This window comes from Piscirickettsia litoralis (genome assembly GCF_001720395.1).
GTDB lineage: Bacteria > Pseudomonadota > Gammaproteobacteria > Piscirickettsiales > Piscirickettsiaceae > Piscirickettsia > Piscirickettsia litoralis.
Map to the genome: position 1 here is coordinate 233109 of NZ_MDTU01000001.1, position 12807 is coordinate 245915.

Genomic DNA, 12807 nt, shown 5'->3' on the forward strand with positions numbered 1-12807 from the left:
AAAAATTAAGTTATTGGAGAATTTTGATTCTATGTATATCAATTTAGAATAATAAAATCGGCACCTAAAACATTCATGTCACTGCCCTGGGCCTAGTTCCTTATATTTTTTGGAAAAAAACCTTAAAAAGGATTGCGCTTTGAATTTAAGGTTGCTATAGTCATTTTAGTTATAGAGTGCGCTGATTTGAATTGCAGATTGCGGGCGCCTAATAAATACGGCTAAAGCGTGGCAGTAGCCACCTTGTTTTACCTAGCCTAGTAAAACCAAGGGCAAACTATGAAATACTATACCTTTTTCCCACACCACACATCTTACACTGATAGATTCGATGTATATTTGCTTACTCAGCGAATGTGCATGAGCTAGTCGTTTAGTTTTATTTTGCTTTATTAATGTTGCTTACATGATGTTTAAATTTTTAATATTTATTCATTGCTAGCGCTATGAAAAAGTGAAATAAAAATAAATTAATAGGACTTTTCTTGAAATTATTAGTTTTAATTTAAATTTTATAGAAGACCATTCATTGATATAGGGAGGCAACATGCCAATTACACATATTTTAGGATTCCCACGTATTGGCCAAAATCGAGAGCTAAAAGAAGCACAAGAATCCTATTGGAAAAGTGATATTAGTAATGAAGAATTATTTAGTGTGGGTGATGAGATTTGCATCGAAAATTGGCAACGCCAAAAAGAGGTAGGGCTTGATTATATTACAGCCGGCGACTTTTCGTTTTTATGATCATATCTTGGATCATTGTGTTCTTTTTGGAGTTTTACCAGAGCGTTGTCAGAGCATCGATGAAAATGTATTAGATCACTACTTTGCTGCGGCTCGTGGAAAGCAAGTGGGGAGCAAAGTGTGCAGCCAGGGGAAATGGAAAAAATGGTTTAATACTAATTATCACTATATCGTTCCTGAATATAAAAACATCAAAAATTTACACTTCATTCAGAGTGCTTAGTGAATAAGATCAAAAAAAGCACAAAAAACCCATAAACAGGTTAAACCGGTGATTGTTGGGCCGCTGACTTTATTATGGCTTGGAAAAACCACTGATGGCTCCGATAAATTTGATTTATTAGATAATTTATTAAGTTGTTACCAGCAATTATTAACAGAATTAAAAGAAACAGGTATAGAGTGGGTGCAGATTGATGAGCCTATTCTTGCACTGGACTTGCCTAAAAAATGGCTGAAAGCTTTTAATACAGTGTATAGTCAAGCTTACTTTAAAATAATAAAGGTTTTATTGACGAGCTATTTTGGTGAGATCACTTCATACATTGATCAACTCAAAGAAACGAATATACAAGGCATTCATATCGATGCTGTTTCAGCACCCAAGCAGCTTGAATTCGTTGATCAAGTTTGGCCGGTAGATAAAGTACTTTCTGTGGGGGTTGTCAGCGGTAATAATGTGTGGAGTTGTGATATCGAAGAAAAAGTCAAAATATTAGCACCATTTTATCAAAAACGTGGTGAAAACCTTTGGATCGCTCCTTCTTGCTCATTGTTACATTCACCTTTAGATAAAGATAAAGAAACAAAAATACCGGCTAAAATCATTGGTGCTCTATCATTTGCGAATCAAAAGTTAAATGAAATAGCTTGTATTGCTAAAGGTTTATCAGAGGGGTTACAGGCAATTAAAACAGAGATTTTAGAAAATAAAGTTAAACTGACAGCTCTTCAAGATTTACGTTGTCATAATGTCAACCAAGAAAACAAAGAGCCTATTTATCAAGCGAGAGCGCCTTTTAGTGAACGTCAGAAATTACAAAAAATTAATTTAAATCTGCCTTTATTGCCAACGACAACAATAGGCTCTTTTCCGCAGACTCAGGAAATTCGCCAAGTCAGAGCACAGTTTAAAAAAGGCGAGATCTCTCAAAGTATTTATCAAGAGAGAATTAAAGCTTTTATTAAATATGCAATAGAGACTCAAGAAAAATTAGGATTGGATGTTTTGGTTCATGGTGAGCCTGAGCGCAATGATATGGTGGAATATTTTGGTGAGGTGCTTGAAGGCATTGTCACCAGTCAGCATGGTTGGGTGCAAAGTTATGGTTCACGCTGTGTTAAGCCACCGATTATTTATGCTGATGTCAATCGTCCTGGTGCATTAACCGTTGAGTGGATTAAATATGCGCAAAGCTTAACTTATCAGCCAGTAAAAGGCATGCTGACAGGGCCGGTCACTATTTTAGCTTGGTCGTTTGTACGTGAAGATAAAACACTTGCGAAAGTCGCAAATCAAATTGCTTTTGCATTAAGTGAAGAAGTGAAAGATCTAGAAAGTGCAGGAATCAAGTTGGTCCAAATCGATGAGCCGGCGTTAAGAGAGTTATTGCCCTTGAAGAAAAAAGAATGGAATGATTATTTTGCCTGGGCAATCCAGTCTTTTAAAATAGCAGCGGCTGGAGCGAGTGCGAAAACACAAATTCATACTCACATGTGCTACTCCGAATTTAATGGCATTATTGAGCAAATTGCTGCGCTAGATGCGGATGTGATCACTATTGAGTGTGCACGCTCTAATATGGATTTATTACAGGCTTTTGATGACTTTGATTATCCGAATGAAATTGGCCCAGGCGTCTATGATATTCATTCGCCGAATATTCCAACGGTGGCAAGTATCAGTCAGCGTATAGAAGCTGGCTTGAAATATTTGCCGATAGAACGCTTTTGGGTCAACCCAGATTGCGGCTTGAAAACACGTACTTGGCCAGAGGTTTCAGCGGCCTTAGTTAATGTTGTTGCTGCGGCTAAGCAGGTCCGAGAAGGCTATGAAGTGGCTGAACAAGGGCCTCGCTATGCATAAATCGTTAGCGTTAAGTTTTGAGTTCTTCCCTCCTGGTGCTTGCCAGGGGAGAGAACGATTGTCATCGCTGTGTGAAGAATTTAGTCGCTTTAACCCACAATATTTTTCAGTGACCTATGGTGCAAGTGGCAGCGATCAACAAAATACCTTACTCACTGTCGAGCAACTTACAGCGGCAGGTTACGGTATTGTCCCTCACTTGTCTTGTATGAATTTAACAGAAGATAAGGCAATAACCTTATTAAATACCTATCGTGTACTAGGGGTTGATCAGCTACTTATTGTGCGAGGGGATTTACCGATTGGTGAAGATTGTCATTCAGATTTTCCTTATGCCAGTGATTTAATAAAATTCGTTAAAAATTATTATGGTAATGCCTTTGAAGTTACTGTCGCGGCTTACCCTGAGTTTCATCCCGAAGCGGGCAATGCCTTTGATGATATTTGCTATTTTCGTAATAAAATTATCAATGGTGCAAGCCGAGCGATTACACAGTATTTTTTTGATGCGAATGCGTATTACCATTTTATCGACATTTGTAGTAAATATAAAATTGATATTCCTATTATCCCAGGGATTATGCCGATTAATGATTATGATAAATTGCTTAAAATATCAAAGCTTTGCCAAACAGAGATTCCGCTTTGGATACATCGGCGCATGCAGTCTTATCAAGACAGTGAATCTCAACGGCTATTTAGCATAGAAATAGTTACTAAATTATGTGAAGATTTAATTAAATTCGGCGCGCCAGGATTGCATTTATATACACTTAATCAAATTGATCCAGTGCAAGAAATATTGAATAATTTAGGGTTAGGAGAGCGGTTGAAGAGTAGTGCATAAAAAGGGGAAAAGCAGCCGAGGAGGCTGCTTGATGTTCTTATTGGACTAGGGTTTTTGTGAGAATGAATGGTGTTCCTCCATGAGCACAGCTCTCGTATCCTTTATATATGATGGAGCTCCCTTCTGTTGTTCCTGTACCTTTCCAATCACATGAATTTCCATCTGCTTGCCAAGTGCCTTTGAAGTGAATATTAGTTGGGCTCTCTTCCAAGACATTAGAAATTACAGCAGGCCTAGTAGCAGGGTTACTACCTTGAGCTATGAATAGTTCATGGCTTTGCAAGTGCATAGCTGTTGTTGTGCCACCATATGTGTCTGTATATGTCCATTGATATTTATATGGTTCTATTTGTTTTGATATATCAATTAAATTGGATTTAGCTTGATTGGTAGCATTGATGCAAGAACTAGGGTTTTGATAACAGCTGGAGCCAGCGTTGTTTAACGTTAGAGAGTTCTGAGCCAACTTTTGTTGAAGGCTTTGTAAATCGGAATGTGTGGCGGTAAGTTGACCATAGCCAGAAGTTAAATCAATTAAATGGTTGATATGGTTTAAATAGTTTGTGTTTATTATATAGGAGCTAGCAAGTTCTTTACGAGCTTGAAGTACTTCTGGTGTGGCCAGTGTTTTTCCAGTATTTAGGCCAAACATAGATAAGGTTCCGTGTTCATAGGGGCCTGTAGGCACAGCATTACCTGCTATATTACCATCTTTCATCGAGACTTGCTTAGAGAAGTCATCATGAGCGTAACTTAAGAAGCCATTAATCGCACTTGTGCAGTTTCCAAGATTTTTAAAGTTACAACTCGTAATATAATACCCACCAGAAGGTGATTTGCTGAAGATATTAGCTAATTTGGATGGGTCTCCTCCGATTTGGTAGGCCAAAAGTGCGACTGAACCGCTCATGTTGTATTTTTTAATAATTTCTTGCATTTTGGCTGAAGCATTAAAAAGTGAGTAACTACCTTTTGCTTCAGCATCAAACTGTGTCTTTTCCTCTTTGGAAGAAAAGTTCATTTTCATTGTTATGTAAAGACTGGCTCCTGTTGAGATTTGTGTGATAATTTCATCTCCACAAACTAATCGGAAATTTTCTGGATCGGAATAAACTTGGCGACCAAAATTATTAAGTAAAGAGGTGCTGTAACCTGCGGGATTAATTTGAGAAACAGGAAAGTTAATTAACTCGCTGTAGCTGAAAGAGCGAGAATAATTATCTTCTTTTACTTGATGTAAATAGTTAGCTGATGCACTTGCTGAAAACAGACCATATGAGCCACTTCCAGAGACATTAATATTTAATGAGCTTTCAAGTTGGCTAAAACTAATATTGTCACCTAAATTTATTAAATTTGACTTGTTACCGACGTAGTCTGTTGTGACATTAAAGCATTTTACAGGAGCAGGGTTTTGTGTGTCAGATGAATAACCTCCCCCTATTTGAGGAACGTAACCACTAGTAGATGTGTAGTTTAAGAGGTTGAGTTGCGCATTAGCTGAGCCAATAATAAGTAAAGATGCAGAAAATGCACACGCAAGATAATGCTTTTTCATTCAATAAATCCTTAAGTTCCCTGAATGGGATATTAACTATTTGTTAAGGGTGAACAAGTTATCATTTAACTGTTTGAATACCAATAACAACATGTTAAACATTATTATTTTATTGTGATTTCGTGTTTTAAAAGTTGTTTTGTGTAACTAGGTGTTAATAATATGATATGTTAGCCGATTGGATATTAAAGGGCGCTTTGGTCGATAAAAGAGTGATTAAAAAAGCCCCAGAGGGCTTTTTGGTTTGTTTTATTATTAATTTAAGCGCTTGCAGGAGGTGGGGCGAGTTTACCATTAGGCAAAGAGCGTGTGAGTACGATGCTCATAATAAAGACGAAGGCCATCACGCCTAGACCATAAAAGACTAAATATTCCATGGGGTAATCACCATAGCGATGAGCTAGGTCGGTATGAATTTGACTAAAGAGCAATAAAGCCAAAATAGGTGGAATAACAAGCTTAATAAGCCAGTCGAAGATTTGTGAAATTTTTGTTTGGCTATTGTTTTCCAGGTTGGTACGTAGTTGGCTGATTGGGTAGAACCAGCCGATAATAATCGCTTCAAGCATGCCGACAAACATCATCATATAGCCGCTAGTGAAATGGTCGACAATATCGAGCATATAAAGGCCATTGCCACGCATAAATAATAAGCCAAAGCACAAAGTTATCGCAAAATAAACGAGTAAGACTTTAGTGCGGGTTAATGAGGGTTTGCTTTGAATGATTGGAGCGACAGCCGCTTCTACCAGGGATACCATTGAGGTAAAAGCCAACGTAAGTAAAGCTAAGAAAAATGCAAGTGAAAAGATAGACGGAATAAAAGGCAATAAGCTCAGTGCCTTTGGATAGGCGATAAATGCCAGACCGATGCCGCCTTTGACGACTTCGGTGACAGGGACGCCTTGAGAGACCGCCATGTGGCCGAGGACACCGAAAATTGCGGTACCGCCGATGAGAGAGCACAAAGTGTCGCCTGCAATGATAATTAAAACAGCACGCTTTAAATTAACCTTTTTGTTGAGTAAGGAGCCATAGGCAAACATCATCCCTGCGCCTAAAGAGAGAGTGAAAAAGACTTGCCCGGCAGCAGCGGCCCATATTTTTAATGTAAATAATTTAGACCAATCGGGTAAAAAGAAAAACTTTAAGCCAGCGGCTGATCCAGATAAAAATAATGAGTTAATGGCTAGAAGCATTAATAAAACAAAAGGAATCGGAGTAATAAAACGAGCGACACCAGAAATTCCTTGAGTGCCTTGGCGCATAACAAAAAATAATGCCATATATAAAAATACGACAAAGACAAAGGTTAAGAGGTTAAAAGCACCTTTTTGAGTAATACTGTCGGTGAGCCCTAAAAAGCTTTGATAAAAATACTGGCTACTGTCTGCTTGCCAGGGCATGGCCGGTGAGTTAATGGCATAGTTGGTGACCCAGCTGGCGATGACGATGTAATAACTTAGAATAAACATCGAAACCAGCACACCCATCCAGCCGATGAAGCGTAAATTATATTTCTTACTCACTTCACCCATTGCACCGGGAGCGGCTTTAGATGTGGTTTGTCCCATACCGTTTTCTAATAATAAAAAGGGGAAGCCAACGATGGCCAAGCAGACTAAATAGGCAATAAAAAAACTTGCCCCGCCATTTTCGTAAGCAAGATAAGGAAAACGCCAGACATTACCTAACCCTGCGGCAGAACCGACTGCGGCAAGGATAAAAACCCAGGGAGATGAAAACTTTTGTCGAACATCCGTGCTCATAAAGGCCTCCAGTAGAGTAGGCAAGAGGCTGTATAGGATAAACCTCTCATTCTTATCAAATTATTAGCATTTTATTGATAAAGATAAAAGAGATTTTATTTTTAAGTTAGCTTGGTAACTTCTTAATTTTTGATTCAAGTGTGTACTTACAGCTTAAACTCCGCCCACACTGGGCAATGATCAGAGGGTTTTTCCATGCTGCGAATGTCATAGTCGATACCCGCATCAGTGCAGTATTCTAAAGTCGGGGCGGTGGCAAGAATATGATCAATACGTAGGCCGCGTCGAGGTTCGCGGTCAAAGCCTCGGCTGCGGTAATCAAACCAGCTATAAAATGCTGTGCTATCACCAAAAAATTTACGATAACTGTCGTATAAGCCCCAGTTTTGAATATTTTGGTACCATTCACGCTCTTCAGGGAGAAAGCTTGCAGAGCCATTTTTAATCCAGCGTTTGGCGTTTTGGTCACCGATACCAATGTCGATGTCTTCTGGGCAGATGTTAAAATCACCCATGACGATAATTAAATCATCTGAGGCATAATCTTCTTGAAGATGTTGATGTAGGTTTTTATAAAATTGTCTTTTATAGGGGAATTTGACTTCATGGTGACAAGATTCTCCTTGCGGAAAATAGCCGTTTAAAACAGTGAGGGTTTGACCATTCGTAAGTTCTATTTGGCCGCTGATCATACGTCGTTGAGCGTCTTCTGGCTCTTGGGGTAAGCCTTTAGTGACATTGTTGAGTGGTTGCTTGGAGAGTAAAGCCACGCCATAGTGGGATTTTTGCCCGTAAAAATAAGCGTGGTAGCCGAGTTCTTTGATGGCTTGAATCGGAAAGTTTTCGTCCATCACTTTGGTTTCTTGAATGCCGATGACATCAGGCTGGTGCTTGTTGATGAGTTCTTCGAGCTGGTGAAGGCGGGCACGGATACCGTTGGTATTAAACGAAATGACTTTCATGTGTAGTCTGAATCTCTTTGTGAGTTATTTAATTGTATTGCGCCTGTAAGAATACGGTTTGTACTAGAAATTGCAACTATGGACGGTGTGTTTGTGGTTGTTGGATTATTGATTTTTACGTCGAATAAATAAAAAGGCAATTGACAGTAGCATCGCAATAACTGCCAGATATAAAATTAATGGGGTTATCAGTACCGTGCTTGGATTAGCAGAAAATTTATGGCTAAGCCAAGAGACCGCTGTAACGAGTGTGGGGCTCCAGAGGATGAAAAGTTGAGACAATAAGGCTTGAGGTCTGTCTGTGCTAATCAGATAGAAAATAATGCACAATAGTGTTGAGAAGAGTGCAATAGGGGAGGTGACCAGCAAAAAAAGCAAAATAACCGCTTCTTTACTAGGGGTGAAAGCGTTTGTGGGTAAAAGTAAGTATTCGATGCTGCTGATGATCACTGGCGCCCAGGCGATGATGAGCGTGATCAAGCTAAATAAGCGCAACTGAGTTTTATGTGTCATGAGGTTGGTTCTGCTTCTATTTCTGTTATTTCCATATTGGCGAGTGGTTTTCATTCGGTTGTTGTAGATTGAATTTTAAACTCCAGGCAAAAAAAAAGCGACTTGCGTCGCTTAAGCCCTTAATGTGTATTCCAACATAGTCACCGCATTAGAGAGAGTGTGCAATAACAGTGCGATATGTTGTATAGTCAATATACAACAGCACTTATCGTTTTACAATAACTAATGTTCGACTTTTGTGTGTTTATTACTGTTTAGCAATAATAAATGGGGGTGAATTTTGCGATGGTTTTTGTTTAACTTATTGATAAATATGATGTTGGTGATGTTTTTAGAGAAAGTGTCAAGGTTAGGTAAATTTTAAATCGTGAGTTCTTGTTGCTCTTTAAGTTGACAGGCTTCACGCATAACCCAAGAAATAACAATAAGAATCAAGCCGATAAAAATGGCAATCACAGTACCATCGTTAAGCTGTAGGCTGAAAAAGCGATAGCCTGGTGGATTCATGTAGGTTGTTAAGACACTGAGCAGGGATTTTGAAATGGGTGTAAAGATTGCCCAGAGTAATGAGGCAATACCAAGGTGGCGGTAATGGCGGACATTGTCTAAAACAAAAATTTTTCCCACTGCGTAGTTTTTGAAGATACGAATCAGCTTATAGCAGGCGAGCATATAGGTGGTTGCAGGTAGGAATGAGGTGATGAAAATCAAAGAGCGTAGGGGATAACCTAACTCGACAATCGTGGATACAGATAAAGAACTGGCAGGACGTAGCGCCCAAGCGCCGTTGTAAAGCCAATAAACTACATAAGGAATAGGTAAGGCGATGATAATCAGCCAACACACACACTGAATAATAAAACTGACACGTTTTATTTTACGTAAGGTTACATCTTCCATTTAAGCACTCTCTCTTCTCTAGCCTCCATTTTAATGAAGTCTGCCTGATTTTCAAATTAACTGTTGTTACTTTGGTGCTTTCGCTGTGTTTTAGGAAAGATAGCTATACTTTAGCTTATGGCTAAATGGTTCCTGATTTGGGGCATTGAGAAAGTGTGCTTATGAGGCGGTATGACCTTCTCTTACATCCACGCAAAGTGCTAAGAAAAAGTTTGCTAGCACGTCTAGTCGTTGTTTTGCTTGTTGTCATGTCAATTTGCATGCTGGGACTGACCTATGTGGAATATCAACGTCAAAAAAGTAGCTTAATAGAAAGTACTGAGCAGCGTGTTGATGTTTTGGTTGATTTGCTGACATTAGTCTTGCGAGAGCCTGTTTATAATGTCGATGAGGAGCAAATTCAGACCGTTGTCAGTTCTTTCTTGAAGGAAAAAACAATTTTAAAAATTTCTGTTTTTGGAATCAGCAAAGAAGATAAACTTGCTTCACGTTGGAGTTGGTCGAAAGACTTGGCTCAATTAACAGAGAAAAAAATAAGAGAGCTTGGCATTTCAAAGGATGACCAAGGGAGGTATTTTAAAAAAGGTGTTGATAACCGTTGGGAAATTGCATCTGATGAAGGGTTAGAGAGCTTGCCTGAGAAAGCAAAAAATTATTTGCAAGAAAGACTGAATGCTTATCAAAAACAATACGGTTTAGAAGTCAAAGAGCGACCCGTTCTTGTCGATGGAGAACGTATTGGTACGGTGGATATTGTTTTTACATTAGAAGCAATGCGGGCGAGTTTGTATACATTGTTTTTACATATGTTGCTTCAAAATATATTGGTTATTGGTTTGGTTCTTGTTGTCACGGGAATCTTGCTGTATCAGTTCGTTGTTCATCCGATGCGAGAGCTTGGCAATAAGTTAAAAGATATTGCAGAAGGGCATGGGGATTTAACCACATTGCTGACGATTAAAAGTGAAGATGAAATTGGCGAGGTCGCCCAACACTTTAATGATTTTGTTGGTAAACTTCGACGCATGGTCCTTGTGATTCGAGGCGAAGTTGATAATCTAGCGAGCGCGGCAACGGGTCTGAAAAAAATTTAGTGATGAGATGAATAATATTTCAGGGCACCAAAGTACAGAAACTCAGCATGTAGCAACTTCTGTGCATGATATTGTTAGTACCATGCATGCATCGACTGAAAAGTGTGAGTTTGCAGCTCAGGTTGCCGAAGATGCTCAAGATGTCGCAGAGAATACCAGTGAGGTCATGTTAAGTAGTATCGGTTCCATCGAAGAGTTATCTCATGAGGTTGAAGAGGCCTCGGCTGCGATAGATTCTCAATGGGAGCAAAGCCAGAATATTGAAAGTATCCTAGATGTAATTCAGGATATTGCTGAAGAGACGAACATGTTGGCCTTAAATGCAGCTATTGAGGCAGCGCGTGCCGGTGAGAAAGGTCGTGGCTTTGCTGTGGTTGCGAGCGAGGTGAGAGTGCTTGCTCAGCGTACACAAAACTCAGCGCAAGAAGTGGGTGAGATGATTCATGCTTTACAAGCCAGTGCTCAGAAAGCAACAGATGTCATGAAGCGGGGGGTGGGTCGTGCACGGGTGAGTACTGAATATGCCACCGATGCGCGCGAATCTCTTTTTGTCATTTTGGATGCGATAGATATGATGAATGATCAGACGCAGTCAATTGCTTCATCTGTTTATCAGCAAAGTACCGCGGCTCAGGAAATCGATGCAAATATCCGTAATATTAACCGCTTAACTAAGAAGACAGAGTCGGGTGCTCAACATATTACCGGAACCAGCGTCGAGTTGGATGGATTGACCAATCGTTTACTCACCCTAATGAAGCAATTTAAAGTTGATTAGGCTTGATCTCGTTTAATCTTATTGTTTTATTGAATAATTGCTTGCCTTTTTAAAAATGCTTCTGTAAGATTGCCCTGTTTGGAGAGGTGTCTGAGCGGTTGAAAGAGCACGCCTGGAAAGTGTGTATACGTTAATAGCGTATCGAGGGTTCGAATCCCTCTCTCTCCGCCAAGTCGATGGTGGCTTTTTTGGTCCTCTCGCAACACTAGATTGTGAACCCCGTCAGGTCCGGAAGGAAGCAGCGGTAGTGATTGATGTGTGTGCCGGGATTCGGCTGAAGAAGCCGCCGCCCTAATTCATTATGTTCCTTAGAATCGCCATCTAAAACTCTGTTATAAATTTAGAGAGCTTTAGTGATGCCTGCTGATGAAAAATATCCTGTGATGGTCTTTTGGGATTTTGATGGGCCAATAAATAATACTAGATTTAACTTTGACTCTAAGAATAGTGATACGTATATTCTTGCAGAGAATCTGCTTCAGGGACTTACGGGTGTTTATATTTCTTATCGATATCATCTAGAAACAGTATTTAAAATATTGCACGACAATGGGGTGATTTCAGTCCCCGCTTCGCAGCGGTGTGCCTATAAAAACATCGGTCTTGATGGTGCTTTGAAAGCCCAAATGTATCAGGCTTTGGATGAATGCTTTGGTGATGATCGTAACTACTTGCTAAAAAAGGCACGGGGAAATTATTGCAGCCGGCGTTGATGGGGATAAGACGGGAAAGTCAAAGAACGTATACCTTGATCGAGCTGGAAGTATTTCTCCAGGCGGTTCGAGGGCGAATGTGATTCTAGTTGATGATAATCCTCGTTACAGAGAGCCAACAGTTGGCGCTGGCTATAAATTTTTATTAGTCACTAGAGATGACGATCCAAATAGAGATAAATCATATCTTATTAAAGCGATGGAAATGGCGGGTTTAACAGCTGCTCAAATCGTTGAGAGGATTATAAAATGCTCTCCAAATGAGGCTGTAAAAAAAAGACTTACTTCAGCTTTATTTAGAGAATAAACCCAGTGTCGAAGGTCAAGAACTCGCAGAAAAAGAATTGCAACTCATATCGATAAGAGAGCAGCTTAACACGCTTCAAACATCGGTAGATAAAAGAGGTGATGTTGGCGATTGTGATTCATTACAGGATCTTTGCTTTGCTGTTTCAATCCGCCAAAAAAGTGGATTTTTTCATCCTAAAAATACAACAATGTCTGGAAATAAACTTGTTCAACTTCTAAACCTCCCTGAAAATGAGTTGCTTCGACGAGAGATTCGCCCTGATGGTGGAGCTGTTCGCATGAGAGATGTGCGCCATTATGCTCGATTTGGTGCTAAAAGTGAAGGTAAAGGATACCTTTTTAAATAGTGCAGATAAAAAAGATGAAAAGTTCTTTGCTCACTCTTGTAACGAAGATAAAGAAAGGCCTATGCTTATGTTTCAAGTTCATTCAAAGCAAGTGCGTAGTTTAGATTGTGGCTATAAAAAAGCGTGTAGGTAGTTGCCTTGAGGGGTAAGGCCACTAGCTATAAATAGAATAAAAATGATTAA

General features: G+C 39.5%; 12 protein-coding genes, 1 tRNA gene, 1 other RNA gene and 1 pseudogene. 10 read left to right on the plus strand and 5 right to left on the minus strand.

The window, feature by feature from the left end:
- Nucleotides 1-547 precede the first annotated feature (547 nt).
- From BGC07_RS23745 to BGC07_RS01075, 3 genes and pseudogenes are all read left to right on the plus strand, one after another.
- Complete coding sequence (locus BGC07_RS23745) at nucleotides 548-748, plus strand: hypothetical protein (protein ID WP_394332102.1); 201 nt, start codon at nucleotides 548-550, stop codon at nucleotides 746-748.
- Between the two features lie 7 nt (nucleotides 749-755).
- Nucleotides 756-2834: pseudogene (gene metE / locus BGC07_RS01070) on the plus strand (5-methyltetrahydropteroyltriglutamate--homocysteine S-methyltransferase).
- Nucleotides 2827-3681: a methylenetetrahydrofolate reductase gene (locus tag BGC07_RS01075; protein ID WP_069311626.1), complete on the plus strand. Its 855-nt coding sequence runs from the start codon at nucleotides 2827-2829 to the stop codon at nucleotides 3679-3681. The pseudogene metE and the gene BGC07_RS01075 overlap by 8 nt, the downstream one beginning before the upstream one ends.
- Before the next feature lie 37 nt (nucleotides 3682-3718).
- On the opposite strand, the gene BGC07_RS01080 is transcribed toward BGC07_RS01075, so the two are convergent.
- The 5 genes from BGC07_RS01080 to BGC07_RS01100 form a co-directional block, all read right to left on the minus strand.
- Entirely contained in the window at nucleotides 3719-5239 is a 1521-nt protein-coding gene (locus BGC07_RS01080) for a hypothetical protein (protein WP_069311627.1), read from the minus strand.
- A gap of 260 nt (nucleotides 5240-5499) precedes the next feature.
- Nucleotides 5500-7008, minus strand: coding sequence for a sodium-dependent transporter (locus tag BGC07_RS01085; protein WP_069311628.1), 1509 nt, complete (start codon nucleotides 7006-7008; stop codon nucleotides 5500-5502).
- Nucleotides 7009-7154: 146 nt separating this feature from the next.
- A complete protein-coding gene (gene xthA / locus BGC07_RS01090; protein WP_069311629.1) occupies nucleotides 7155-7970 on the minus strand; it encodes an exodeoxyribonuclease III in 816 nt (271 codons plus the stop codon).
- 105 nt (nucleotides 7971-8075) lie between these two features.
- Entirely contained in the window at nucleotides 8076-8483 is a 408-nt protein-coding gene (locus BGC07_RS01095; RefSeq protein WP_069311630.1) for a hypothetical protein, read from the minus strand.
- 360 nt (nucleotides 8484-8843) lie between these two features.
- Nucleotides 8844-9383: a DUF2975 domain-containing protein gene (locus BGC07_RS01100; protein WP_069311631.1), complete on the minus strand. Its 540-nt coding sequence runs from the start codon at nucleotides 9381-9383 to the stop codon at nucleotides 8844-8846.
- A gap of 161 nt (nucleotides 9384-9544) precedes the next feature.
- Between BGC07_RS01100 and BGC07_RS21390 the strand changes: the two genes are divergently transcribed.
- The 7 genes from BGC07_RS21390 (at nucleotide 9545) to BGC07_RS01130 (ending at nucleotide 12624) form a co-directional block, all read left to right on the plus strand.
- Nucleotides 9545-10477 (plus strand): HAMP domain-containing protein, encoded by a 933-nt coding sequence (locus BGC07_RS21390; RefSeq protein WP_235602815.1) that lies wholly within the window; start codon nucleotides 9545-9547, stop codon nucleotides 10475-10477.
- A 7-nt stretch (nucleotides 10478-10484) separates the two neighbouring features.
- On the plus strand, nucleotides 10485-11255 hold the full coding sequence (locus BGC07_RS21395; protein ID WP_235602816.1) for a methyl-accepting chemotaxis protein: 771 nt from the start codon (nucleotides 10485-10487) through the stop codon (nucleotides 11253-11255).
- Nucleotides 11256-11335: 80 nt separating this feature from the next.
- A tRNA-Ser gene (locus BGC07_RS01110) sits at nucleotides 11336-11426 on the plus strand.
- Between the two features lie 15 nt (nucleotides 11427-11441).
- Nucleotides 11442-11538, plus strand: an RNA gene (gene ffs / locus BGC07_RS01115) — signal recognition particle sRNA small type.
- Nucleotides 11539-11611: 73 nt separating this feature from the next.
- Nucleotides 11612-11968, plus strand: a complete 357-nt coding sequence (locus tag BGC07_RS01120) for a hypothetical protein (protein ID WP_069311632.1) — start codon at nucleotides 11612-11614, stop codon at nucleotides 11966-11968.
- Between the two features lie 79 nt (nucleotides 11969-12047).
- Complete coding sequence (locus tag BGC07_RS01125) at nucleotides 12048-12275, plus strand: hypothetical protein (protein WP_069311633.1); 228 nt, start codon at nucleotides 12048-12050, stop codon at nucleotides 12273-12275.
- Nucleotides 12276-12312: 37 nt separating this feature from the next.
- Nucleotides 12313-12624 (plus strand): hypothetical protein, encoded by a 312-nt coding sequence (locus BGC07_RS01130; RefSeq protein ID WP_069311634.1) that lies wholly within the window; start codon nucleotides 12313-12315, stop codon nucleotides 12622-12624.
- Nucleotides 12625-12807: the final 183 nt, after the last annotated feature.